The 24,234-nt window shown below is 48.1% G+C and carries 24 protein-coding genes and 1 tRNA gene; 23 read left to right on the top strand and 2 right to left on the bottom strand.

Annotated features, from left to right (window positions below; translation table 11 throughout):
* Nucleotides 1-125: 125 nt before the first annotated feature.
* The 8 genes from mnmE to L6H98_RS06280 all read left to right on the top strand — a co-directional run bounded on the left by mnmE (nucleotide 126) and on the right by L6H98_RS06280 (nucleotide 9,744).
* Nucleotides 126-1,502 (top strand): tRNA uridine-5-carboxymethylaminomethyl(34) synthesis GTPase MnmE, encoded by a 1,377-nt coding sequence (gene mnmE, locus L6H98_RS06315; protein ID WP_236413681.1) that lies wholly within the window; start codon nucleotides 126-128, stop codon nucleotides 1,500-1,502.
* Nucleotides 1,503-1,571: 69 nt separating this feature from the next.
* On the top strand, nucleotides 1,572-3,461 hold the full coding sequence (gene mnmG / locus L6H98_RS06310; protein WP_236413679.1) for a tRNA uridine-5-carboxymethylaminomethyl(34) synthesis enzyme MnmG: 1,890 nt from the start codon (nucleotides 1,572-1,574) through the stop codon (nucleotides 3,459-3,461).
* Nucleotides 3,461-4,186, top strand: coding sequence for a 16S rRNA (guanine(527)-N(7))-methyltransferase RsmG (gene rsmG / locus L6H98_RS06305; protein ID WP_236413677.1), 726 nt, complete (start codon nucleotides 3,461-3,463; stop codon nucleotides 4,184-4,186). The genes mnmG and rsmG overlap by 1 nt, the downstream gene beginning before the upstream one ends.
* Before the next feature lie 912 nt (nucleotides 4,187-5,098).
* Nucleotides 5,099-5,917, top strand: a complete 819-nt coding sequence (gene noc, locus L6H98_RS06300; RefSeq protein ID WP_236413675.1) for a nucleoid occlusion protein — start codon at nucleotides 5,099-5,101, stop codon at nucleotides 5,915-5,917.
* A gap of 185 nt (nucleotides 5,918-6,102) precedes the next feature.
* The gene (locus L6H98_RS06295) at nucleotides 6,103-6,864 is read left to right on the top strand and encodes an AAA family ATPase (protein ID WP_236413674.1); all 762 of its coding nucleotides are present in this window, start codon (nucleotides 6,103-6,105) and stop codon (nucleotides 6,862-6,864) included.
* Entirely contained in the window at nucleotides 6,857-7,702 is an 846-nt protein-coding gene (locus L6H98_RS06290) for a ParB/RepB/Spo0J family partition protein (RefSeq protein ID WP_236413672.1), read from the top strand. Before L6H98_RS06295 ends, L6H98_RS06290 begins: the two co-directional genes overlap by 8 nt.
* A 141-nt stretch (nucleotides 7,703-7,843) precedes the next feature.
* Nucleotides 7,844-8,998 (top strand): aminotransferase class V-fold PLP-dependent enzyme, encoded by a 1,155-nt coding sequence (locus L6H98_RS06285; protein WP_236413760.1) that lies wholly within the window; start codon nucleotides 7,844-7,846, stop codon nucleotides 8,996-8,998.
* Between the two features lie 245 nt (nucleotides 8,999-9,243).
* On the top strand, nucleotides 9,244-9,744 hold the full coding sequence (locus L6H98_RS06280; protein ID WP_236413671.1) for a DUF4446 family protein: 501 nt from the start codon (nucleotides 9,244-9,246) through the stop codon (nucleotides 9,742-9,744).
* On the opposite strand, the gene yyaC is transcribed toward L6H98_RS06280, so the two are convergent.
* Nucleotides 9,719-10,324 carry a spore protease YyaC gene (yyaC, locus tag L6H98_RS06275; protein ID WP_236413670.1) on the bottom strand — a complete coding sequence of 202 codons (606 nt, stop codon included), beginning with the start codon at nucleotides 10,322-10,324 and terminating at the stop codon, nucleotides 9,719-9,721. The genes L6H98_RS06280 and yyaC overlap by 26 nt on opposite strands.
* A gap of 96 nt (nucleotides 10,325-10,420) precedes the next feature.
* Between yyaC and L6H98_RS06270 the strand changes: the two genes are divergently transcribed.
* The 4 genes from L6H98_RS06270 (at nucleotide 10,421) to L6H98_RS06255 (ending at nucleotide 12,043) form a co-directional block, all read left to right on the top strand.
* Nucleotides 10,421-10,684, top strand: coding sequence for a DUF3343 domain-containing protein (locus L6H98_RS06270; RefSeq protein ID WP_236413668.1), 264 nt, complete (start codon nucleotides 10,421-10,423; stop codon nucleotides 10,682-10,684).
* Between the two features lie 14 nt (nucleotides 10,685-10,698).
* Nucleotides 10,699-11,640 (top strand): mechanosensitive ion channel family protein, encoded by a 942-nt coding sequence (locus tag L6H98_RS06265; RefSeq protein ID WP_236413666.1) that lies wholly within the window; start codon nucleotides 10,699-10,701, stop codon nucleotides 11,638-11,640.
* Nucleotides 11,630-11,857 carry a DUF951 domain-containing protein gene (locus tag L6H98_RS06260; protein ID WP_236413663.1) on the top strand — a complete coding sequence of 76 codons (228 nt, stop codon included), beginning with the start codon at nucleotides 11,630-11,632 and terminating at the stop codon, nucleotides 11,855-11,857. The genes L6H98_RS06265 and L6H98_RS06260 overlap by 11 nt, the downstream gene beginning before the upstream one ends.
* 95 nt (nucleotides 11,858-11,952) lie before the next feature.
* Nucleotides 11,953-12,043, top strand: a tRNA-Ser gene (locus L6H98_RS06255).
* Nucleotides 12,044-12,448: 405 nt separating this feature from the next.
* Here L6H98_RS06255 and L6H98_RS06250 read toward each other — a convergent pair.
* Nucleotides 12,449-12,643 (bottom strand): YjzC family protein, encoded by a 195-nt coding sequence (locus L6H98_RS06250; RefSeq protein WP_236413661.1) that lies wholly within the window; start codon nucleotides 12,641-12,643, stop codon nucleotides 12,449-12,451.
* 200 nt (nucleotides 12,644-12,843) lie between these two features.
* Here L6H98_RS06250 and rpsF point away from each other — a divergent pair, with 200 nt between their 5' ends.
* From rpsF to L6H98_RS06195, 11 genes are all read left to right on the top strand, one after another.
* Nucleotides 12,844-13,134 carry a 30S ribosomal protein S6 gene (rpsF, locus tag L6H98_RS06245; protein ID WP_236413660.1) on the top strand — a complete coding sequence of 97 codons (291 nt, stop codon included), beginning with the start codon at nucleotides 12,844-12,846 and terminating at the stop codon, nucleotides 13,132-13,134.
* A gap of 49 nt (nucleotides 13,135-13,183) precedes the next feature.
* Nucleotides 13,184-13,672, top strand: a complete 489-nt coding sequence (ssb, locus tag L6H98_RS06240) for a single-stranded DNA-binding protein (RefSeq protein ID WP_236413659.1) — start codon at nucleotides 13,184-13,186, stop codon at nucleotides 13,670-13,672.
* Between the two features lie 56 nt (nucleotides 13,673-13,728).
* Nucleotides 13,729-14,001 (top strand): 30S ribosomal protein S18, encoded by a 273-nt coding sequence (gene rpsR / locus L6H98_RS06235; RefSeq protein ID WP_062327715.1) that lies wholly within the window; start codon nucleotides 13,729-13,731, stop codon nucleotides 13,999-14,001.
* 170 nt (nucleotides 14,002-14,171) lie between these two features.
* Nucleotides 14,172-14,768 carry a M15 family metallopeptidase gene (locus L6H98_RS06230; protein ID WP_236413658.1) on the top strand — a complete coding sequence of 199 codons (597 nt, stop codon included), beginning with the start codon at nucleotides 14,172-14,174 and terminating at the stop codon, nucleotides 14,766-14,768.
* Between the two features lie 717 nt (nucleotides 14,769-15,485).
* Nucleotides 15,486-16,484: an ABC transporter ATP-binding protein gene (locus L6H98_RS06225; RefSeq protein WP_236413656.1), complete on the top strand. Its 999-nt coding sequence runs from the start codon at nucleotides 15,486-15,488 to the stop codon at nucleotides 16,482-16,484.
* Nucleotides 16,485-16,488: 4 nt separating this feature from the next.
* Nucleotides 16,489-17,421 carry an ATP-binding cassette domain-containing protein gene (locus L6H98_RS06220; protein ID WP_236413654.1) on the top strand — a complete coding sequence of 311 codons (933 nt, stop codon included), beginning with the start codon at nucleotides 16,489-16,491 and terminating at the stop codon, nucleotides 17,419-17,421.
* A gap of 7 nt (nucleotides 17,422-17,428) precedes the next feature.
* Nucleotides 17,429-18,391: an oligopeptide ABC transporter permease gene (gene opp4B, locus L6H98_RS06215; RefSeq protein WP_236413653.1), complete on the top strand. Its 963-nt coding sequence runs from the start codon at nucleotides 17,429-17,431 to the stop codon at nucleotides 18,389-18,391.
* Nucleotides 18,392-18,419: 28 nt separating this feature from the next.
* A complete protein-coding gene (locus tag L6H98_RS06210) occupies nucleotides 18,420-19,325 on the top strand; it encodes an ABC transporter permease (protein ID WP_236413652.1) in 906 nt (301 codons plus the stop codon).
* Between the two features lie 18 nt (nucleotides 19,326-19,343).
* On the top strand, nucleotides 19,344-21,176 hold the full coding sequence (locus L6H98_RS06205) for an oligopeptide ABC transporter substrate-binding protein (protein ID WP_236413651.1): 1,833 nt from the start codon (nucleotides 19,344-19,346) through the stop codon (nucleotides 21,174-21,176).
* A 285-nt stretch (nucleotides 21,177-21,461) separates the two neighbouring features.
* Nucleotides 21,462-22,352: a D-alanyl-D-alanine carboxypeptidase family protein gene (locus L6H98_RS06200; RefSeq protein WP_236413650.1), complete on the top strand. Its 891-nt coding sequence runs from the start codon at nucleotides 21,462-21,464 to the stop codon at nucleotides 22,350-22,352.
* 258 nt (nucleotides 22,353-22,610) lie between these two features.
* Nucleotides 22,611-24,200 carry an MFS transporter gene (locus L6H98_RS06195; RefSeq protein WP_236413649.1) on the top strand — a complete coding sequence of 530 codons (1,590 nt, stop codon included), beginning with the start codon at nucleotides 22,611-22,613 and terminating at the stop codon, nucleotides 24,198-24,200.
* Nucleotides 24,201-24,234 lie beyond the last annotated feature (34 nt).

Raw genomic sequence — 24,234 nt, 5'->3', positions numbered from 1 at the left:
GCTTCCTGCCCGGTGCAGAAGCCATTGCTTTTTTCGTACTAATAAGCTTTTGCATTTACGTATAAAACGAAATTCCATGGCGTCCTGTGGGACGAAATTTGAAATAGATCAAGGAGAGATGAGCAATGATCAGCGATACGATCACAGCGATATCAACGGCTCTGGGCGAAGCAGGCATAGCGGTCATTCGCGTGAGCGGCCCGGACTCGGTTACGGAGACGGAGAAGATTTTTCGGAGTAAAACGCCTTTGTCTCAGGCAGACTCTCATACCGTACATTATGGTCACATTATCGATCCGGCCAGTGGCGAAAAGGTGGAAGAAGTGCTGGTTACCGTAATGCGGGCACCGCGTTCCTTTACGACAGAGGATGTCGTGGAGATCAGCGCCCATGGCGGCATCGTGTCGGTCAAACGGGTCATGGACCTGCTGCTGCAGCTGGACATTCGTCTGGCCGAACCCGGCGAATTCACGAAGCGGGCTTTCCTGAATGGACGGATCGACCTTTCGCAAGCGGAAGGGGTTATGGACCTGATTAGGTCCAAGTCCGATCGCGCTTTCTCGGTCGCTTTGAAACAAGTCGAAGGCAAGCTGTCGACAAAAATCAGGGATCTTAGACATACGTTGGTGGAGACACTAGCCCATATCGAAGTGAATATCGATTATCCGGAGCATGATGTCGAATCTCTGACGGCCGACTTTATCAAGGAAAAATCCAGTCTGGTCATCAACGAAATTGATCAATTGCTTGCAACGGCCGAACAAGGGAAAATACTGCGTGAAGGCATTACGACCGCCATCGTCGGGCGGCCGAACGTGGGCAAGTCCTCTCTGCTGAATGCGCTGGCTCAGGATAATCGCGCGATCGTCACCGACATTCCGGGAACGACCCGCGATGTCATCGAGGAATATGTGACAATCAACAATATCCCGCTAAAGCTTCTGGATACGGCAGGGATCCGTGAGACAATGGATGTCGTTGAACAGATTGGAGTCGAGCGCTCACGTTCTGCGGTGAATGAAGCGGATCTGCTGCTGATGGTCGTCAATGCGGCGGAGCCGCTGCATCAGGATGAGATCGAATTGCTGGAACAAATCCGCGGTAGACAATCCATTGTCATTATGAATAAAATGGACTTGGCGCCTCAGGTGGAGCGCGATGTGCTGCTCCGTTACATTCCGGAGGAACGGCTTGTGCCGATGTCGGTCAAAGATGATCTGGGCGTGGATCGTTTGGAAGAAGCGATCTCTACCTTGTTCTTCAGCGGTAAGCTGGAGTCTTCGGATTTGACGTATGTGAGCAATGTGCGGCATATCGCCCTGCTCAAAAAGGCGAAACAATCGCTGATCGATGCTTTCGAAGCCGCCGAACAGTTGATTCCGATCGACATGATCCAGATCGATGTGCGTCTGGCATGGGAACAGCTTGGCGAAATCGTAGGCGATACGGCGCATGATGCGCTGATTGATCAGATTTTTTCCCAGTTCTGTCTGGGCAAGTAAGGGTTAACGGTCGTTGGTTGATTTGGATATAGATGATGCTATGCGAAGGCATAAGGAGGTAGATTGAAAATGGCTTATGATGGCGGAAATTATGATGTCATTGTTGTGGGTGCAGGCCACGCAGGCGTGGAGTCTGCTCTGGCCGCAGCCCGCATGGGAAGCAAAACGCTGATGATCACCATCAATCTGGATATGGTGGCATTTATGCCCTGCAACCCCTCGATTGGAGGTCCGGCCAAAGGGCATGTCGTACGTGAAATCGATGCGTTGGGCGGCGAAATGGGACGCAACATCGACAAAACGTTTATTCAAATGCGGATGCTGAACACGGGGAAAGGTCCTGCAGTGCATGCTTTGCGTGCGCAAGCGGATAAATTCTCTTATCAGCATACCATGAAAGAAACGATGGAGAACGAACGCAACCTGACGATGCGCCAAGGGATGGTTGATCGTTTGATTGTTGAAGACGGGCAGTGCGTTGGCGTTGTAACCCAGACGGGAACTGAGTATCGTGCCAAAGCGGTGGTGCTGACCACAGGAACATACCTGCGCGGCAAAATCATTATGGGTGAATTGATGTACGAGAGCGGGCCGAACAATCAACAGCCTTCGTTGAAATTGTCGGAACATCTGCGCGAGTTGGGATTTGAGCTGGTTCGCTTCAAAACAGGTACGCCTCCGCGCGTGCATAAAGACACGATTGATTTCAGCAAAACGGAAATTCAGCCAGGCGATGACGAACCGAAGTTCTTTTCCTATGAAACGGAATCTTCGGACAACGAGCAGCTGCCTTGCTGGCTGACGTACACTTCGGTCGAAACGCATCAGATTATTAACGACAACTTGCATCGCGCACCGATGTTCTCTGGTTTGATCGAAGGAACGGGTCCGCGTTATTGCCCTTCTATTGAAGATAAAATCGTGCGTTTCAGCGATAAGCCAAAACATCAAATTTTCCTGGAACCGGAAGGCAAGAATACATCCGAGTATTACGTACAAGGGTTGTCCACCAGCTTGCCTGAGGATGTGCAGCTTCGTATGCTGCGTTCGATCCCGGGGATGGAAAACGTAGAAATGATGCGAAACGGCTATGCGATCGAATACGATGCCATGGTTCCGACCCAGCTCTGGCCTTCGCTTGAAACCAAACGGCTGCCAGGATTGTTCACTGCCGGCCAAATCAACGGGACTTCCGGTTATGAAGAAGCCGCAGGGCAAGGAATCATGGCCGGCATTAATGCCGCGCGCAAAGTGCAAGGCAAAGAGCCTGTTGTGCTTGATCGTTCCCAAGGCTACATCGGCGTGCTGATCGATGATCTGGTTACGAAAGGAACCAACGAGCCTTACCGCTTGTTGACTTCCCGTGCCGAGTATCGCCTCTTGCTTCGCCATGACAATGCGGACTTGCGCCTGACGGAAATTGGTCACGATATCGGATTGATTACGGAAGAACGTTACGCCAAATTCCTGGACAAAAAAGCGAAGGTAGAGGCAGAGATTGCGCGTTTGAAAGCGACCAAAGTGCGTCCTGCTGATGTTAACGATAAACTGGAGGCTGTCGGATCTGCGCCGATTCAAGATGGAAGCACATTGCTCACTTTGATGCGCCGTCCGGAAATTACGTACGATTGGATTGCAGACATTTCTCCTTCCGAGGTTGAATTGACGGCTGAGATGAAGGAACAGGTCGAAATTCAGATCAAATATGCGGGTTACATCGAAAAGCAATTGATCCACGTGGAACGTTTGCAGAAGATGGAGAAAAAGAAAATTCCGGCCGACATCGAATACAATGACGTTCATGGGTTGGCGATGGAAGCGAAACAAAAGCTGTCGAAAATCCGCCCAATCTCCATTGGTCAGGCATCCCGGATCTCCGGGGTTACGCCGGCGGACGTCTCCATTTTGCTCGTATACCTGGAGCACTATAACCGCGTAACCGCAGCAAGGGGACAATAATGGATACGATTCAACAGCAGCTGCAGTTACGCTTGAAGGAGCATGGAATGGAGCTGGATGAACGCCAGCTGGAGCAATTCGAGCTTTATTTTCAGGAATTGGTATCGTGGAATGAAAAGATGAATCTGACGGGAATCACCGAGCGGGAGCAGGTGTATACCAAGCATTTTTACGATTCGGTTTCGCTCGCCTTTTATGTGGATATGGAGAAGGTTGAGCGACTTGCAGATATCGGTTCGGGCGCCGGATTTCCCGGAATACCGCTTAAAATCTGTTTTCCGCATATCAAGCTCACGATCATTGATTCTTTAAACAAACGGATTGGTTTCTTGCAGCATGTGGTGGACACGCTGGGGTTGACTGACGTTGAGTTGATTCATGGACGTGCGGAGGAATTGGGACGCAAGGAAGGTTACCGGGATCGCTATGATCTCGTCACTGCGCGTGCAGTCGCCAAGCTTGCCGTTCTGAATGAGTTCTGTCTGCCATTTGTGCAAAAAGGAGGATTCTTCGCCGCGATGAAAGGCGGGGACCCTCGTGATGAAATGAAGGAAGCCGAGTTCAGCTTCAATCAATTGAAGGGACGCGTAAAGGCTGTACATCCGTTCCAGCTTCCTGTAGAGGAATCGGCACGCCACATTATTTTGGTACAGAAGTTTGATAAGACACCTCATAAATATCCACGCAAGCCGGGGACGCCGTTGAAGACCCCGTTGATTCAATAACAGAATATGAGGGGCATGTTCAAAAGGGAAAGAGAATGTTTCACGTGAAACATTCTCTTTTTTTTCTATACGTAAAAGGAGCAACAATCCTTAGGATTGGGCGAAGACAAGCATCAACCCACGCGATGGTTGGCTATAGTAAAATGAGGTTTGCAAATCCTTGAGAGGAGCCAGTTATGAAAAAGATATGGGTTTGTTTTTGAATAAGAGAAAAAGAATGAAAGATCAGAAGTGCTGCTAAAGATAATATGAGATGCGGTTTGGATTGGAGGTTGTCTGGATCGGAAAGGCAGGACAATCTGAAGAAGCAAAGCGGTCGCTTATAAGTTTCGGAAAGAAAGCTGGACCGGGAGCATGGACTGATCACCGGATTTCCATTTTAAAAAAAATTTGGAGATACAGAGATCGGAAGATGGTACTGCACTCGCAGTCGCCTGGTCCGATTTATTATTGCGGTTATCTAGATCTGTATTCGCGCAGCCAATATGGAAACGAAACATTGATTTGCAGAAATCCATCTGAAAATCTGTGCCCCCAAAAAAGATGGAACAACTTGCCTTGTGTGGCAATAGGCCAAGCCATTGTATTCAACAAGACAGAAAGACATAGACATCTGAAGATTCCTGCGTAGGACGCAGACCAAAATATTGATTCTCAAAGTGATCAAAAGCAGGAAAATTGAGCCGTTTTAAAGAATAGGTAAGCATAGGATTATGAAAGAAAAGATGGTAGAATAGAAGTATCGGCTCTTGGCGGACATCGCCTTTACGTTGAATGATATAGATCGATTTTATGAGCATGACCAATGATAGAGTATTTAGGACATATCCAAATATGTGCATCCTTTGCATGGAATAAGAAGCCCTCGATTTCAGACGAGCGCTATTATGAAACTAGGTGGTAGTATACGGAATGAAAGAACAATTTTCGAAGTTGTTTGGTTTGGCGGAGCGTAATAACGGTGACGAAATAAAACAAATCCCGGTGAATGAAATTGTGAGCAGCCCGTATCAACCCCGCACCATTTTCGATGATGAGAAAATTGACGAACTGTTGCAAACGATCAGAACCCATGGGGTAATCCAACCCATCGTGGTTCGGGTGAGAAATGGCTCCTATGAAATTATCGCCGGAGAGCGGCGTTGGCGCGCGGTGCGCAAGCTGGGTATGGAGCAAATTCCCGCCATCGTGCGCGAATTCAATGACTCACAGGCGGCATCGATTGCGTTGATCGAAAATTTGCAGCGGGAAGGGCTTACTTCCATTGAAGAAGCCGTTGCTTATCAAAAGTTGATCGACCTGCACCAGCTCACGCAGGAGAGCCTTGCTCAACGTCTTGGCAAGAGCCAATCCACGATTGCGAACAAAATCCGGCTGCTTCAGCTTCCGGAAGGCGTGAAAACGGCGTTGATGGAACGGAAGATATCGGAACGGCATGCACGGGCCCTGCTTTCCCTCGACACTGAGGAATTGCAAATGAAGCTGCTCGGAGAAATTATCGACAAAGAACTGAACGTCAAGCAAACGGAAGCGCGGGTAGCCTTTTATAAAGAAGCATCCAAAGTGAAAAAATCGAAGCGCATATCCTATACGAAGGATGTACGGCTTGCCCTCAATACGATCAGGCAATCGATTGATATGGTCACTGGTTCAGGCATGGATATTAAGACGAAAGAATCGGACCATGAAGACCATTATGAAATCGTCATTCATATACCTAAGCGCAAATAATTGAAGCTTTGAGGCGGCAATGGCCGCTTTTTCTATCTACGCAAGCCATGAATGGACAGCACGAAAGGGAATGAGGGTGCACAAACGGTTGTTGCAGTAATGGATGATCGCCACCTGCTTTTAGTTAACGATATCTCATAAACCTAAACCTACAAGAAAAGACTCCTATATTTGAGGTGAAGTAATTGTCTAAGATTATGACCATAGCCAATCAAAAGGGCGGTGTGGGGAAAACGACGACATCTGTTAATTTGGGTGCAGGTCTGGCTTCGCTCGGGAGAAGGGTATTGCTCGTCGATATTGACCCTCAGGGAAATACAACGAGTGGAGTTGGAATTAATAAAGCAGACGTGGCCAACTGCATATATGATGTGTTGATTAATGAGGTTCATCCCCAAGAAGCCATTTTGGAAACGAAAATCGAAGGACTTCATATTATCCCTGCAACAATTCAACTGGCTGGCGCGGAAATCGAGTTGGTTTCTACGATTTCCAGGGAAGTTCGTTTGAAAAAGTCACTTGCCCTAGTGAAAAAAAATTATGACTACATACTGATCGACTGCCCACCTTCCCTTGGCATGTTGACCATCAATTCGTTAACAGCCTCCGATTCGGTGATCATTCCGATTCAGTGTGAGTACTATGCGTTAGAAGGATTAAGCCAATTGCTTAATACGGTTCGTTTGGTGCAGAAACATTTGAATACGTCTTTGCAAATTGAGGGCGTACTGCTTACCATGTTTGATGCACGCACGAACCTGGGAATTCAGGTCATTGAAGAAGTGAAGAAGTATTTCCAACAGAAGGTGTATCAGACGATTATTCCGCGTAATGTTCGATTGAGCGAAGCTCCATCGCATGGCCAATCGATTATTACGTATGATCCTCGGTCCAGAGGGGCGGAAGTATATTTAGAGCTCGCGAAGGAAGTGATTTCTTATGAGTAAGCGGCTTGGAAAAGGCCTGGATGCCCTGATCCCATCGCTTTCAATCAATGACGATGACAAAGTCGTGGAAATCCCCCTCAATCAGTTGCGGGCCAATCCATATCAACCCCGCAAAGTTTTTGACGAAGATGCAATACACGAATTAGCCGAATCGATCCGCCAGCATGGCGTTATTCAACCGATTATTGTCAGAACAGTGCTGAGAGGATATGAAATCATTGCAGGTGAGCGTCGTTTCAGAGCTTCTCAATATTGCGGCAATACAACCATACCTGCTGTCGTACGCAGCTTTAGTGACCAACAGGTGATGGAAATTGCACTTATTGAAAATTTGCAGCGGGAGAACCTGAATGCAATGGAGGTTGCTGTCGCTTACCAAGGCTTAATGGAACAGTTCTCATTAACGCAAGAAGAACTGTCTGTGAAAGTAGGGAAATCCCGCTCGCATATTGCCAACTTCTTGAGGTTATTGGCTTTGCCGGAGGAAGTTAAGGATTATGTTTCACGTGGAACGTTATCCATGGGCCATGCTCGTGCTATTGTGGGGTTAAAAGATCAGGACATGATGAAACAGTTGGCCAAACAGGCCATCGATCAAGAATGGAGCGTTCGTGAGCTGGAGGAAGCCGTTCAACAACTGGACCGTTCCAAGTTGGGCGAGGCGAAGGCCAAAGCCAAGGTGAAGAAAAAGGACCCTTTTATTGATACGCTGGAAGAATCGCTGCGCGAACGCTTCAAAACAACTGTAAAGATCAAACATAATAAGGACAAAGGCAAAATCGAGCTTAACTACTACAGCAAACAGGATTTGGAACGGCTGTTAGAGTTGCTGCAATAGAGCCAAGTAGGGCAACATCAGCGGGGCCTCTCATGAGAATGACATATCGCCTCCGAACGCTGGAGACTTGATATGTCATTATTCTTTTTTTTCTCGCATAATGAAAAAGTGGCCATCATCGAAGTAGAGGTGGTAGTTCAGGTGCAAGACATTATATATCTTGATCATGCCGCGACATCATGGCCGAAGCCGCCAGCCGTTGCAGAAGCCATGGTGAATGCCTTGCAACAATCCGGGGCCAACCCCGGAAGAGGGAGCCACCGCATGGCCGTTCAGGCAAGCCGGGTGCTGTTTGGGGCCAGAAAGTCAATAGCCAACTTGTTGGGCATTCATAATGCCAACGATATCTCGTTTACAGCAAATACAACGGAAGCGTTAAACATCGCCATCCAAGGATGGGTTCGTCATGGGGATCATGTCATTGCGACGATGGCCGAGCATAATTCGGTACGGCGACCGCTGGAGTATTTACGGCGGACTCGCTGTGTTGAGGTGGATTATGTTGGTGTCGATCAGAACGGCGATGTTGATTTAGCGCAAATGCAGCGCATGTTCAAACCTAACACCAGGCTGGTCGTGTGCACGCATAGTTCGAACTTGCTCGGGAGCATACTTCCTATCGGCGAGATTGCGCTGCTCGCTCATAAACATAAGGCGACATTGCTTGTAGATGCCGCTCAAAGCGCTGGAATTTTGCCTTTGAACGTACGGCAGTTGGAGATCGATATGCTTGCATTTCCCGGGCACAAGGGACTTCTCGGCCCACAGGGTACGGGTGGACTCTACATAGGTCCGGAACTCGATGTGCAGCCTTTGATCCACGGGGGAACGGGGAGCCAGTCCGAAGCCATTGAACAACCCCTTATTCGGCCGGACCGATATGAAGCCGGAACGCCGAATACGGTGGGCATAGCCGGATTGGAGGCAGGTGTGAGGCATGTATCCTCCTTGGATCCGGCACAAATATACCAGCATGAATGGGGACTCATTCAGCATATGATGAATGGACTGTCTTCGATTAAAGGCATACACATGCTGGGACCGAAACTTGATCAACCACGCACAGGCTTGTTATCCTTTACCCTAGAAGGCTGCGATTCGGCCCAATTGGCATTTCAACTTGACCGGCGCTTCGGCATTGCCGTAAGGGCAGGATTCCATTGCAGCCCGCTTGCGCATGAATCGGCGGGGACGACGGCAAGTGGAGCCGTACGGGCAAGCGTGGGATACAGTACTACAAAGGATGAGGTGAATGCCCTCATCGAGGCTGTACAAGAGCTGGCAAACATGGAATAAGAGTAGACTAGGGACGACTTTTCACCTGAAAGACACCTTTATAATACGAAATTCGCCGCGTGGATTTCCATATTTGTATCTTTTTGGTGTTTACATGTTACAATTTTCGGGTTGATTAGAAGAAGAGGGTTAGGTTAATCTAGGGAATGGAATGCCGCCAGGCAACAATAGGAACATGTGGGATACCGTCTTGATGCAACAGACGCAAACATGAATTTGAACAAACAGAGGGGTAGTTACACTACATGGCTGAAATAAACGAGCTGATTCTGGAACAGCTGCTATGGATTATTGGCGGATTGGCATTATTGACGGTAATTTTATTGATTGTGAGCATTGCCCAAGGAGCAAGACTTCGAAAGTTCAAGCGAAAATACGAAGCAATGATGGCCGGCAGCGGCGTCGAGGATTTGGAGTCATTGCTGATCAACCTCAAAATCCAAATGGATAGCATTGAGGATGGGCATCAGATGCAAACGAACCAGTTGCAGACGATTACGCAGAAACTGGCCCGCATCCAGAGCAAGGTTGGCGTAAAACGGTACAATGCCTTTGGCGGAAACGGCGGCGATCTCAGCTTCTCCGTGGCCATGATCAACGACAGCCAAGATGGCATGGTATTAACGGGCATTTTTAACCGTGATGGTTCTTATGTGTACGCTAAACCTCTTAAAGGGGGAGAATCCTCGTATACCCTATCCCCGGAGGAAAAGGAAGCTATCAGTCTCGCACAGCAAGCAGAGTAGAACGGGTATGCCATTCGCGAATGGCGGAATACAAGCTGCTGGCGATCATTTCGGACATACGCATGACAAGGCTCAGCCGGGTGTTCTGTAAAACAAAGTATTCCATGAAACCGCCGACGTTAACGATACCAGCAAGATGGATATCGCCGACCGGCGGTAATTCTTTATTTACGCCTGCTCCAGGCTTTAATGGACCGTTAACGACTTGAATGCATCCAACGCTGGATGATTGTCCCAGACAGGCATCGACGGCAATAATGTAGGGATTGTGATGGGCTGCGTTGATTTTATTCAACGTATCCTGCAAGTTCATGGCATGCACAGGCTCGTCGAGGGTCCCATATAGGTGAAAGAGGGGGCTGTCCCATTTCGACAGGGACGAACCCACAAGCGGGCCAAGGCAATCGCCGGTTGAGCGATCGGTGCCGATGCATACCACGACGACATTTCGCAGGGAATGGGCTTTGTATAGATGGAACATTAAACGGTGGATAATAGCGGAGCGGGCGCCAGGATCAGTATGCGAAATCTTTAGACTGGTGGTATCATGAGACGAAAAGGAATGTGAAGTTGGATTCATAGGATCTATCCTCTCCCCTTGAAATGGTAGTATCAGTATATGGAAGGATAGAAGATTTTATACTTTGTCAGTCAGGCTTTTTTGGAGGGATCGAACATGGACGAATGGTTGGATGATTGGCTGCTTATTGCTTTTGATTCGACCCAGCAGGCGCTGAGGGCAGAGATGCTGCTTGAGTTTGCGGAGATCGAAATTGATTTGTTTCCAACGCCGAAGGAAATTACGGCAGGCTGCGCATTATGCATCCAATTCCCCAAAGAGGATCTTGCCAGAGTTCAGCAGATCATTCGCAATGAATTCGTCGAGATCAGGGGCCTCTATTTCAAAAATGAAACAAGCTATGATAACATACCGATGTAGAGGAGGGAGTCATCATGTTGCCCTTTGAATTTGCGAAAGAACCACCGACCTCCACGTCGGAGGAAGCCGTTCAGACCGCTATCCGGTGGACAGATAAATTGTGGAACCAGTTAACCGATGGCGAAATGTGGATGAGCATTCTGTTCAGTTCGCTTCGTCTGATCATTATTTTCATTCTTACGCGTATTGCCATAAAGGTAGTGCATCGAATCATCGACCGTTCCATGTCCCGCAAACAAGAGGGACGGATACGCGTGAATCCACGGAGGTTCGTAACGGTTGGCGAGCTGCTTAAAAATGCGACCTCCATTACGTGTAACTTTATTATGGTATTGCTGGTGCTGTCGGAGCTGAACGTCAAGGTAGGACCGCTATTGGCTAGTGCCGGCGTGCTTGGTCTTGCCATCGGGTTCGGGGCTCAGGGCCTTGTCAAGGACGTTATTACCGGATTTTTCATTATTCTTGAAGATCAGTTCGCCGTGGGAGATGTCATTCAGACCGGCTCTTACAAAGGAACAGTGGAAGTGATTGGTCTGAGAACGACTAAATTGGTGAGCTGGCAGGGTGAGGTTCATATCATTCCTAATGGTACGATCGCGAGCGTGACGAACTTCTCCATGTCCAACTCCCTTGCTGTTGTCGATATTCCAATGAAAGCAGAGCAGAGCTTGGATGAGTCCGTCCATCTTGTAAAAAGGGCCCTCGCCGGCATCGAGGACCGCGATCTCAATATCGTCAAGGTTCCTGATGTGCTCGGCATTCAGTCTATGACGACCTCAGAGTATGTAGTGCGAATCGTAGCCGAGTGTATGCCCAATTCGCGGGCATCGGTGGAACGCCAAATCCAGAGCGATGTGAAAAAAATGTTCGAATACCGGGATAACAGCAGTCAGGCTGCGCTGGAGTTTGCTTCAGCCCAGGAAAAGGACGAGGGGGATGGAAGAGGTGGAGCGTAAAATTTTTCAACTTGGCGATATCGTGCAGATGAAGAAGCAGCACCCATGCGGAAGCAATGAGATGGAAATCATTCGCATGGGCATGGATATCCGGATCAAGTGCGTGGGGTGCAAGCACAGTGTTCTGATTCCTAGAGCCAAATTTGAAAAAAGCCTGAAAAAAGTACTGCGTTCTACGCTTGCCGAAGAAGAAACCGAGGTTAAAACGGACGAGTAATTGAATGCAGTACAGCCATAGCAATGGCCGATTACAAATTAATTGGATAAGCTATTGCCATATCCGATTAACTGTGCTATAATCAGTATTGCTGCGGAAAGGTACCCAAGAGGCCCAAGGGGGCTGACTCGAAATCAGCTAGGCGTGTCAAAGCGTGCGTGGGTTCGAATCCCACCCTTTCCGCCACTAACTACTAACGTTATCAAATGAAGATAAAGACCTTCCTTAATGGAAGGTCTTTTCGTTTTAGTCTGATGGTTCATCTTTCATATTAAGCTTATGGACAACGTGAAAAGCTGCAAAAACAGATAAAGAGCCCCGAAGGGCTCTCTAAGGCGATACAGCGTTTAGTTAGAAAACAATCGGTCGTAACGGTCAGAAACCTGGCGTACTGCTGAGCAATACACGTGCTTCAGACGAATGGTCTTACGCACTTACCACTTGCTTCTTCATATTACGTGATGCATCTCCAACGAACCAATCAAGTTCGGCTACGTAGTCCAACGGAACCACACCTCTCTTGTGTATCGCCTAATTGTATTATGTGCATGTTGACGGATTATATACAGCCCTCAGAAAAAAAAGTTGCTCTTAATGCACGCGTGCCTTGGTCAGCTTTTTCCATTTGCGATTGTGATTGCTCGTTTCGGGAAAAGGCTCGCCTTTTTTCAGCGTTACCCGTTTAGGATTTTGGATCTCCGTGTGAAAACTTCGCTCCCCAACCTCCGTATATTCACCATCGTTCGGTGCCTTGTCTCCAGGTTCAAACTCGGTTCGTTCACCCATGGTGCTTCCCTCCTTGAATATGGTCGTTCGTGCTGCCCATATAGTGTGCTCCAACCGGGAATTGATCATGTGCAAAGAATAAAGGGAACGTTTGCTTGCATTCGGGTGTTGTTTTTGTTATAGTAATATGGTTCGAGTTTGTGCTCGTTCCTTGCTCTCAACTCGGATTGAGGGCCGAAGTCCATAAGGAGGTGAAAATTATGCGCAAATATGAAGTGATGTACATTATTCGTCCTGACGTTGAGCAAGAAGTTGTTCAAGCTACAGTCGAAAAATTCCAAGGCATCATCTCCAACGGCGGTGGTGAGGTTACTGCTCACGACGTTATGGGTAAACGCCGTCTTGCGTATGAGATCAAGAAATTCCGTGATGGGGTTTACGTTCTGGTTAACTTCACTGCTGAACCAGCAGTTGTTAACGAACTTGAGCGTCTCATGAAAATTTCTGACGAAGTCATTCGTTATCTCATTACGAACGACGTTGTTGCTTAAGACAACCCGTGATGATTGTACCTAACACGCTCTGAAGGAGGGGATTACATTGTTGAACCGTGTCATTCTGATCGGCCGATTAACTCGGGACCCTGAACTGCGTTATACTCCGGCTGGGGTAGCAGTTACGCAATTTACTTTGGCAGTAGACAGACCGTTTACGAGCCAAGGAGGCGAGCGGGAAGCGGATTTCATTCCGGTCGTAACCTGGAGACAGCTTGCTGAGACGTGTGCAAACTATTTGCGCAAAGGGCGTCTGGCTGCAGTCGAAGGACGCATTCAAGTACGAAATTACGAAAATAACGAAGGTAAACGTGTATACGTAACCGAAGTTATTGCCGATAACGTTCGTTTCTTGGAGTCTAACCGCGATAGCAACAATAGCGGCGGTGGCGGACAAATGCGTGAGGAGCCTTCTTACGGAGGCGGCGGACGTGCGAATAACAACAACAACAGCTATTCGCGCAGTAACAATCAGGATCCTTTTTCCGATGACGGAAAACCGATTGACATATCGGATGATGATTTGCCATTTTAACGTGAACCGCTTCTCATTCGAGTTGGCGGAATAACGATAGGAAAGGACTGAAAAGCATGAGCTTCAAGCAAAGAGAAGGCGGAGACAACGATAAAAGACCGGCTCGCCGCGGCGGCCGCAACAAACGTCGTAAAGTGTGCTTCTTCACTGCGAACAAAATCACTCACATCGACTATAAAGATACGGACTTGCTCCGTAAATTTATCAGCGAACGTGGAAAAATTTTGCCACGCCGTGTAACAGGTACTAGCGCTAAATATCAACGCATGCTGACGATTGCCATCAAACGCTCCCGTCAAATCGCATTGCTGCCATACACAACTGAGTAGTATTTACTCAGCTTGGATACGAAGCAGTCGGCTTAATCGCCGGCTGCTTTTTTGCATTTCGGGAAGATCCTTCGCTAATCGCGCCGAGAGGCATTTTGCAGCGAAATGTTTTATAATAATAGAGTCTATGAATGCAGTGTTGGACGAAAGAACACACATCAGGAGAATCTATGAATAAATCAAAGCGCAGAATGAAGCAAAAGCGGAAAGGGCGGCTTGGATCATGGATTGTTGCCACATTGCTGATTTCGGTCGTTTACGTATGGATCCAGGAAGAGGATCGCGTGCATGAAATATGGCCAGGCAAACAGCAAGCAGCGGTACCGATTACTGGTCTTCATCCCAAGGTCGTGGAAGGCGAGCAATTGCTTGTGCGTAAGGCGGCTCGAATCGGCATTGAAGTTGTCATCACGCATGGGTATCGCAGTATAGAGGAACAGGATCAGCTTTTTGAACAAGGGAGAGCCTTGGCAGGGAACATCGTTACGAATGCCCGCGGCGGAGAATCATATCATAATTATGGACTGGCCATTGATTTTGCCCTTCGGACGCCGGATGGAGACATCGTATGGGATATGGAACGCGATGATAACGGAAACGGTAAAGCGGATTGGATGGAAGTGGTGGACATTGCCAAGGAGCTGGGATTCACTTGGGGCGGGGACTGGGCAAATTTCCCGGATTATCCTCACTTGCAAATGGATTTTGGCTTAAGCATCAACGAGTTAAAGCGTGGGAAGCGGCCGCCAACAGAGGGAGTACATTGATATTATAAATATTGATATAAACGCATAAATATTAAAAAAGTCCTGCTTATTGCAGGACTTTTTTCAACCTTTTGTAAAATAAATGATAAAAGTTGACAATTCATTCTTTACAGCAGCAAATAAATGAACATATACTATAATAACTAGGATTTTTACAATCATCTGATGAAGGGCGTAAAGAAAGAAGTTTTGGATAAAATTGTTTGCTGTCCGCCTGACATGGACAAATTTAGAAAAATGTATTTTTGGCACGAAACATAACATGAAAGTTACAGAAAACCACATTTCCTGATGCTTGAACATTGGATATGATGTAACAGTAATGTCATATTTATAACACTTCTTGCAATCAAATTGTAATAAATCCCATAAAAGGGACATCCTCTACGTACAACCTTCCTTTATTTTACCTTTAATGCATAATAAATACCCATATATGTAGCATAGAAAACATTTATACCAAAAATCTCAAAATAATGATTGACGTCATCTAAATTTACACGTATGATTACATTAATTATTTTCCAGTATAATCCCACTAGGAATTGTGAGCATTAATTGACCAACGGTCTAAATGAGCTTTCATAGCTCTTTTTACAATTAAAAGGTAATTTGCATAGACTTTCGTTCATATGATTCTGGAAAATGGAAATATACATCCAATGAATCCTTTGAAACGAAGCGATCTGCGGAAATTTTGGGGTTAGGGTGATCGAGTTGAATACAGAACTATTGGAAGTCAGAAATCTAACGACGTCATTCAGAATTGAAGATGAATACTACCCGGCGGTGGATCATGTTAACCTAAAGGTTAAAAAGAACGAAGTGCTTGCCATCGTAGGTGAATCCGGATCAGGCAAAAGCGCGTTTGCCTTTTCGATTATGGGTCTCCATAACAAGGCCAAGATTGAAGGCGAAATTTTGTACAAAGGCGAGAATATCGCCAACCTGCCACCCAATAAATTGAACAAACTCCGCGGCAAAGAGATGGCCATGATTTTTCAAGATCCTCTTTCCGCACTAAATCCTCTTATGGTCATCGGCGATCAGATCGAAGAGATACTGACCTTGCATGAACCGAAGCTATCTTCCAAAGAGAAGAAAGACAGAGTCATTGACCTGCTTAATCAAGTGGGCATTCCCCGCCCTGAACATGTATATAAGCAATATCCTCACGAATTGTCCGGGGGCATGCGGCAGAGGGTGGTCATCGCGATCGCGATAGCCAATAAACCCGAGTTGTTAATTGCCGATGAACCGACAACGGCGCTAGACGTAACGATTCAGCTGCAGATTCTGGAACTGATCCGGGATTTGAAGAACGAGATTCATGCGGGGATCATCCTGATTACCCATGATCTTGGCGTAGTGGCTGAAATGGCTGATCGAGTGGCCGTCATGTACGCGGGCGAAATTGTTGAGATTGCAGATATCTACACATTGATGAGCAATGCCAAACATCCATATACACGTTCCTTATTAAACTCCATTCCGACTTTATCCGAAGAAAAAACAAAACTGCACGTCATTCAGGGCATCGTCCCTTCATTAAAGAACCTACCTCGCACAGGATGTCGTTTCAAATCCAGAATTCCATGGATTAACGATGCGGCTCACGAAGACAACCCGGAGTTGCATGAAATTGCACCAGGTCACTTTGTAAGGTGTACCTGTTACCAGCACTTTCATTTCCCTGATCAGGCGAAGGAGGAATAACAACATGGCACTACTTGAAGTAGAAGGACTCAAAATTCATTTTCCGATTCGCGGGGGGCTGTTCAGGAGAGAGATCGGAAGCATCAAGGCGGTCGACGATGTAAGCTTCTCCATTGAAGAAGGGCAAACATATGGACTTGTGGGGGAGTCGGGTTCAGGCAAGACGACGACGGGTCGGGCTGTAATCGGTCTGAACCATGTAACTGCTGGTAAGATTCTGTTCAACGGCAAGGACCTTACCAAAGAACGACGCAAAGATCGGCAGCTCCAGCGCGACGTGCAAATGATCTTCCAGGATCCGTATTCTTCGTTGAACCCTAAGAAACGTGTTCTGGACATTATCGCTGAACCGCTTCGCAACTACGAGAAGCTGTCGCCTGCAGAGGAGAAGACGCAAGTCAGAGATTTGCTGGAAAAGGTGGGGCTTAGCCCCGAATCGATATACAAATACCCTCATGAATTTTCCGGAGGCCAACGGCAGCGGATCGGAATCGCCCGCGCGATTGCCCTGAGGCCGAAGCTCATTATTGCGGATGAGCCTGTATCCGCTCTGGACGTGTCGGTCCAAGCGCAGGTGCTTAACTTTATGCAGGACATTCAGAAGGAACTGAATCTTACTTATCTGTTCATCAGCCATGACCTCGGTATTATCCGGCACATGTGTGATCAAATCGGGATTATGTATAAGGGTCGTTACGTGGAGCAGGGGACGACGGCGGATATTTTCGAGAATCCGCAGCACATCTATACGAAGCGGCTGATCGCGGCCATTCCGGATATGGATCCGACCAAGCGGGACGAAATGATTGCATTCCGTCGGAAGGTCAAATCCGAATACGAGAATTCTTATCGAAATTTCTTTGATGAGGAAGGGCTGGCTTACTCGCTGCGATCCATTTCGGATACCCACCGTGTAGCTCTCCCTCAGAAAGGTTGAAGGCCATATGTGGAAAACAATCGTACGCAGAATTTTCATAATGATTCCCCAAATTATATTGCTCAGTCTGCTCGTTTTTCTGATGGCCAAGGCCATGCCGGGAGACGCTCTAACGGGTCTGCTCGATCCAAGCGTCGATCCGAAAGCACTTGAGGAGCAGAGGGAACGGTTGGGGCTTAACAATCCTTGGTACGTGCAGTACTGGGATTGGATCCGGAATGCTTTGCAGGGCGATTTCGGACAGTCTTTCCGTTTCAAAATGCCTGTTATGGACCTCATTGGCCAACGTGTGGCCAACACGTTCTGGCTGGCATTGGCAACGCTGATCCTTACGTACCTGATTGCCATTCCGCTCGGAATCATCAGCGGCCGATACAACGACACGTGGTCGGATCGTTTGATTACGGGGTATACCTATTTGGGCTTTGCCGCACCGCTGTTCATTTTTGCGCTGGTGATGCTGTGGATCTTCGGATTCCATTTCGGATGGTTCCCGACCGGAGGCAGCGTGGCTCCGGGACAAACGCCGGGGACATTCAGTTATGTGATGAGCAAGTTCTACCATTTGTTATTGCCGGCCCTTTCCATGGCCCTGATCACGACGGTATCTACCGTCCAATATTTGCGAAGCGAAATTATCGATATCAAGCAAAAGGAATTCGTTCTTACGGCGAGAGCCAAGGGCGCATCGGAATCGAGGGTTTACAACAGACACATTTTGCGCAACTCCCTTTTGCCGATTGCCGCGTTTTTCGGTTATGAAATTACGGGCTTGATTGGAGGAACCATTTTCATCGAGAGCATTTTCAGCTATCCGGGCATGGGTTCATTGTTCCTTAATTCCATCTCGCTTCGCGATTTCAGCGTCGTTACCGCGCTTGTTCTTTTATACGGCATAGCTACGATTTTGGGTTCGCTTTTGTCTGACGTTATTCTGGGCGTTGTCGATCCGCGCATTCGGATCAAGTAAGAACTTGAACATTTCGGGGTGAAAACAAATGAGCAAGGCCAACGAGATCGTCGTAAACTCACATAAAGTGGATAAAAGCCCCTCAAGCATGAACATCTTGTGGAGGGAAATTGTAAGGGATAAAATAGCACTCATTTCACTTATATTTTTGGGCGTGGTCATTCTTCTGGTGTACGGGACGGCTCTGATTCTTGATCAGGACGAAATCGTAAAGGTAGACCTGTTCGCATTATATGAACCGCCCTCCGCCGACTACTGGTTAGGTACTGATTATGGTGGCCGCGACGTGTTCGGGCAGCTCATCATCGGTACTCGGAATTCGTTGACGATCGGCATTCTCGTCACCTTGATGACGGGTGCAATCGGTATTTTCTTCGGATTGATCTCGGGTTACTTCGGAGGTGTCATCGATAACATTTTCATGCGTGTGGTTGATTTCTTCATGATCCTGCCGATGTTGATGATCGTTATTGCGTTTGTCACCGCCGTGCCTAAATATAGCATTGTCTCCTTTTCGTTAATTATGACGGCATTTCTATGGATGGGGATTGCGAGATTGATCCGCTCCAAAGCGCTGCAAGAGAGGGAACTGGAATACGTAAAAGCATCCAAAACCTTGGGTTCGTCCCACTTGAAAATCATGATTTCGCAGGTTCTTCCGAATCTGAGCTCCATTATCATCGTGACGATGACGTTGAATCTGGCCGCAAACATCGGCCTTGAATCCGGGCTGTCCTTTCTGGGATTTGGCTTTCCCGAAAGCACGCCAAGTCTTGGTACTCTCGTAAGCTATGCTCAAAATCCGCAAACCCTGGAATCCAGATGGTGGATATGGCTACCTGCATCATTACTGATTCTGGTACTGATGTTGAGTATAAATAATGTCGGTCAGGCTCTGAAGCGTGCGACGGATGCAAGACAAAGAAGAGGTTAAAAAAAGGGAGGAAGGTTCATGAAGAAGGGACTATTTTCAAGGGGTATTTTTTTCACCATGATGCTTGTCTTTGTACTGGTGCTTGCGGCCTGCAGTTCAGAGAAGGAAGAGGCGACGCCAACAACGCCTCCGGCCAATTCCGGTGAGGTCAAGAACGAAGAGAAGCCTGCCAATGAAGAAGGCATTTACAACATCAAAGATTTCAGCAATGTCAAAACGAATGAAGGAACGGCCATCGAAGGCGGTTCAATTACATTCGGTCTCGTATCTGATACGGCTTTTGAGGGAACTCTGAACTATAACTTCTACTCGGGTAACCCGGACTCCCAGGTGCTGCAGTGGTTTGATGAAGGGCTTCTGACTTGGGATGCCAACTATGTATATACCAATGATGGCGCTGCAACCTACGAAACGTCCGAAGACGGCAAAACGTTTACGTTGACGATCCGCGACAACGTAAATTGGCATGACGGCAAGCCTGTAACCGCCGAAGACCTGCAGTTTGCTTATGAAGTGATCGGAAGCAAAGGCTATGACGGTCCCCGTTACGATTCCAACTTCACAAGCATTGTGGGCATGGAAGAGTTTCATGCTGGAAAAGCCAAAACCATTTCCGGCATCAAAGTGCTGAGCGACAAAAAAATCAGCATTACGTATAAAGAAGCTACACCGTCCCTGCTGACAGGCGGCGTGTGGACATATCCTTTGGCGAAACATATCTTTGGCGACATGGATGTAGCCGATATGTCTTCTTCCAAAGCAGTGCGCGAAAAACCGATCGGTTTCGGTCCATTCAAAGTGGAAAGCATCGTTCCGGGCGAGTCTGTTGTGTACACGAAAAACGAGGACTACTGGCGCGGCGCTCCGAAGCTGGATAAAGTAACGTTGAAAGTCATCAGCCCGACAACGGTTGTACAGGAACTTAAATCCGGAGGAGTAGACATGGTAGACTCCTTCCCGACGGATCAGTACAAAGACAATGCAGACATGTCCAATGTGGAATACCTCGGCATGATTGATCGGGCATACACATACATCGGTTTCAAACTCGGAACATGGGATGCCGAGAACGGCAAAGTCGTGACGAATCCAGATGCCAAAATGGCTGATAAAAACCTGCGTAAGGCAATGTGGCTGGCTGTAGACAACGATCAAGTAGGTAAACGTTTCTACAACGGTCTGCGCTGGAATGCAACAACGCTGATTCCGCCATCCCATCCGGAATTCCATGACGCCTCCAACCCGGGCGTAACTTACGATCCGGAAGCGGCAAAGAAACTTTTGGATGAAGCAGGTTACAAAATGAATGGCGAGTTCCGTACGAATCCGGACGGCTCTCCGCTGGAAATCAACTTCATCTCCATGACCGGTGGAGATACAGCTGAACCACTGGCTCGTTATTATGTGCAATCTTGGGCAGCGATTGGTCTGAAAGTAAACCTTGAAATGGTTGAGTTTAACAACTTCTATGACCGTGTAGGTAACACAGGTAAAGACGATCCTACGGTTGATGTTTACCAGGCGGCATGGAGCGTCGGCATCGACGTTGACCCATCCGGTCTGTACGGACGCGACGCATTGTATAACTTCCCACGCTGGTCCAGCGAAGAAAACGACAAGCTGCTTGCACAAGGATTGTCCGCAGAAGCATTTGACGTAGAGAAACGCAAAGAGATCTACAAGCAATGGCAGGAATACATGATTGAAGAAGTGCCTGTATTCCCAACACTGTACCGTGCAGAGTTGTCTCCAGTGAACAAACGTGTAATGAACTATGCGATTGGCGATGGTACGGGAGTCTACCTGAGCGATTTGGCTGTCAATGCAGACAAACCAGCAGTAGCTCAGTAACTTCACTTGAAATTATGTTCTTAATTATAAGTGCCTTAATTACAGGAAAAGGTTACATCTGATGATTTAACACCGATTAGGATTTGGGGTCCTTTATGAAATCGGTTGTGCGTAAAAGCTTTGAATAACATGGATTCTGTACGCCTTGCACGGGTGTTCAGGGTCCATGTTTTTTTATTTAATTTGCATTGGTAACAAAAAGATAAAAAAAATTTAACTTTTTTTAAAAAAATCGCAGACAAAATGCCTCTTTCGTTCGTCTATATCTATAAGAGGTGATCGTCGGTGAAAAAACGTTGGAAACGGACAAGCATTTTGCTAGCTTTGCTGGTCATTATATATGTAGGAATACAGCCTGGCATGTTGGTAGGCAAGCCGGCCATCAAGGCTGCATCGGCCGTGTTGATGGATGCAGGAACGAAACAGATTATTCTCGATTATAATGGTTCCAATCAAGTATCCCCTGCAGGCATTAGTAAAATCATGACGGAACTGCTGGTGATGGATGCCATCTCCAATGGTGAGGTGAACTGGGACGATCCGGTGGCCATCAGCCAATATGCGAGCTCGGTTGGAGGGAAGCAGTTATCGTTGAAGCAAGGGGATCGGTTCACCGTACGCGAACTGTTCAATGTTGTTTCGCTGTATTCGGCGAATGATGCAACGATTGCGCTCGCCGAGCATATCGGCGGATCGGAGTCTGCCTTCGTGGATGCGATGAATCGCAAGGCGGCCGAGATCGGTTTGTCGGAACGCACGCACTTTGCCAACTCCACAGGGCTGCACACGGAGCTCCTTGGTCCCCATAGACCTGATGCCATCCAAGGCGATAGCTCCATGACGGCGCTTGATGCATGCAACCTGGCCTATTATTTGATCCGCCATCATCCGGAAATTCTGAAGATCTCCAGTCAAATTCAGGTATCCATGAATCAGAAAGGCATGTACGTCAGCAATACCAACTGGATGCTGCCTTCCATAGATGGGCCGTATGCCTATGACGGAGGAGACGGCCTCAAGACAGGATTTGATCAAGAGGACGGATATCATTTTGTCGGGACGGCCGAACGGAGCGGCAAGCGCCTGATCTCGGTGGTGTTTGGCAGCGAGACGCAGGAAGGGCGCTTTGTGGAAACGCGCAAATTATTGAACTATGGCTTTACGAGCAAGCAGTAGTTTCAGCGCGGACGTGAACAAATCTACATATATAGAGTATACGGGTTCGGCTCTCGTTAAGGGCAACCCGTGCAGCTCGTCAAGAATGCCGCCAGGTTATTGAAACCAAGGGGGCATTTTTCATTGGATTACTCATAAATTGACATAGGAATTCCATTTGCTTTAAAATGACCAATGAGTCATTTTGGATTGTTGTCGTTTAATATACATGTATAAGGAAGAGAACGAAACCTACTTTATGAATCAGGAGGCAGCGAAATGCAAAGACAGATGAAATGGCCGCTCATTTTATTCGCGGTCGGCGTTTTTATGGCAGCATTGGATAACGGCATTATTACTTCGTCGCTTACAACGCTGAACGCTTCGTTCGGCGTGACGCCAACATGGGGGGCGTGGACGATCACGTTGTATACGCTGGGCCTTGCAGTCAGCGTGCCCATTGCAGGCAAGCTGTCGGACCGTTATGGCCGCAAGAAGCTGTTTTTGATTGAGGTTGCTCTGTTTGGCATCGGCTCGTTGCTCGTCGCCTTGAGCACGTCCTTTACGTTTTTCCTGATATCTCGCGTTATTCAAGCGCTTGGCGGCGGCGGGATATTTATCATTGCGAGCTCTTATGTATTAAGCCGTTTTCCGGCAGAACGACAAGGAAGCGCTTTGGGGATCCTGGGGGGCATGAACGGCATCGCGGCCATTCTTGGGCCTAACGTCGGTTCGTTTATTCTGGATGTTACGGGCAACTGGCATTGGTTGTTTCTCATTAACGTGCCGATTGCGATTCTATTGTTTGTGGCAGGCATCCGTTATATCCAGGAGGAGCAGGAACTCAACAAAGCGGCTGTAGACTGGAGCGGCATAGCGGTCCTAACGCTCGGGGTGCTCAGTCTGATGTACAGTTTCAGCAATCTGGATGGCGTCAACATGCTGGAGAGCATCGTATCCCCTATGTTTTACGGATTCTTCGCCGGAGGCATCGCTATCCTGATTATTTTCTACTACCTTGAGAAAAGGCTGGAAGGAACACGCCGCGAGCCTGTGGTGTCTACGCGGCTTCTCGGTATCGCTTCTTTTCGCTGGACGCTGCTTATCGCGTTCTTCTCCGGAGCCATTCTGGCATCGGTCATCTTTATCCCTGGTTTCGTCGAGCAGTATTTGGGCGTGTCCAACACGGCTTCCGGCTATTGGTTTACGCCGCTGGCCATTGCATCCGGCATCGGCGCGGGCGGCGGCGGGTACCTTGTCGATCGTAAAGGGCCGATCTGGACGCTATCGGTAGCGGGTCTCCTGTCTGCCGTCGGTTTCTTGCTCTTCCCGCTATGGGTGGAAGACCTCTGGCAGTTCGTCATTGCGAGCGTGCTGGTCGGTATCGGCTTCGGCATGATGCTGGGAGCACCCGTGAATGTGCTTGTTACGGAGCAAGCGGGCGAGAACAACAAGGGGATCGCCGTAGCGACCAGTTCGTTGTTCCGCCAGATGGCCATGGCGATTGCGCCTACGATTTTCGCCGGCTTCCTTGCTCGCTCGTTTACGAACCTGGGCACGAATGTCCAGCATGCGTTCACCGACAAAGGCATCCAGGTCCAGCCGGAAATGATGGATCAATTCGCATCCGAAGGGGCCGCGAGCAGCGATGTATCCAGTCTGACGGAGGGACTGGCGCAAATCCCCGATCAGGGCATTCGCGATACGCTGCTGAAGGCTGTGCATCAGACGACCGGACAGGGTTATAGCGGCTTATTCTGGTCGGCTGTAATCTTCAGTGTGCTTACGCTTGTGGCGGCGCTGATTACGGGACGCATTCGCAGCCGGGAGAAAAGCCTTCAGTCAAACGAGGCCGTGACGAACAGCTGAATCCGGTGTATCATTTCATATATGGATGGAAAGG

Source organism: Paenibacillus sp. JJ-223 (assembly GCF_927798175.1).
Taxonomy (GTDB): Bacteria; Bacillota; Bacilli; order Paenibacillales; family Paenibacillaceae; genus Paenibacillus; species Paenibacillus hubeiensis.
The sequence above is the reverse complement of the archived record's forward strand: the minus strand, read 5'-3'. Positions and strand labels throughout refer to the sequence as shown.

Coding starts and splice junctions, on each gene's coding strand:
- L6H98_RS06250 (WP_236413661.1), bottom strand. CDS start 12,643: ATGGGTGAACGAACCGAGTTTGAACCTGGAGACAAGGCACCGAACGAT.
- opp4B (WP_236413653.1), top strand. CDS start 17,429: ATGTGGAAAACAATCGTACGCAGAATTTTCATAATGATTCCCCAAATT.
- rsmG (WP_236413677.1), top strand. CDS start 3,461: ATGGATACGATTCAACAGCAGCTGCAGTTACGCTTGAAGGAGCATGGA.
- L6H98_RS06290 (WP_236413672.1), top strand. CDS start 6,857: ATGAGTAAGCGGCTTGGAAAAGGCCTGGATGCCCTGATCCCATCGCTT.
- rpsR (WP_062327715.1), top strand. CDS start 13,729: ATGAGCTTCAAGCAAAGAGAAGGCGGAGACAACGATAAAAGACCGGCT.
- L6H98_RS06265 (WP_236413666.1), top strand. CDS start 10,699: ATGTTGCCCTTTGAATTTGCGAAAGAACCACCGACCTCCACGTCGGAG.
- rpsF (WP_236413660.1), top strand. CDS start 12,844: ATGCGCAAATATGAAGTGATGTACATTATTCGTCCTGACGTTGAGCAA.
- noc (WP_236413675.1), top strand. CDS start 5,099: ATGAAAGAACAATTTTCGAAGTTGTTTGGTTTGGCGGAGCGTAATAAC.
- yyaC (WP_236413670.1), bottom strand. CDS start 10,324: ATGAATCCAACTTCACATTCCTTTTCGTCTCATGATACCACCAGTCTA.
- L6H98_RS06205 (WP_236413651.1), top strand. CDS start 19,344: ATGAAGAAGGGACTATTTTCAAGGGGTATTTTTTTCACCATGATGCTT.
- mnmE (WP_236413681.1), top strand. CDS start 126: ATGATCAGCGATACGATCACAGCGATATCAACGGCTCTGGGCGAAGCA.
- L6H98_RS06270 (WP_236413668.1), top strand. CDS start 10,421: ATGGACGAATGGTTGGATGATTGGCTGCTTATTGCTTTTGATTCGACC.
- L6H98_RS06280 (WP_236413671.1), top strand. CDS start 9,244: ATGGCTGAAATAAACGAGCTGATTCTGGAACAGCTGCTATGGATTATT.
- L6H98_RS06210 (WP_236413652.1), top strand. CDS start 18,420: ATGAGCAAGGCCAACGAGATCGTCGTAAACTCACATAAAGTGGATAAA.
- L6H98_RS06195 (WP_236413649.1), top strand. CDS start 22,611: ATGCAAAGACAGATGAAATGGCCGCTCATTTTATTCGCGGTCGGCGTT.
- L6H98_RS06220 (WP_236413654.1), top strand. CDS start 16,489: ATGGCACTACTTGAAGTAGAAGGACTCAAAATTCATTTTCCGATTCGC.
- mnmG (WP_236413679.1), top strand. CDS start 1,572: ATGGCTTATGATGGCGGAAATTATGATGTCATTGTTGTGGGTGCAGGC.
- L6H98_RS06230 (WP_236413658.1), top strand. CDS start 14,172: ATGAATAAATCAAAGCGCAGAATGAAGCAAAAGCGGAAAGGGCGGCTT.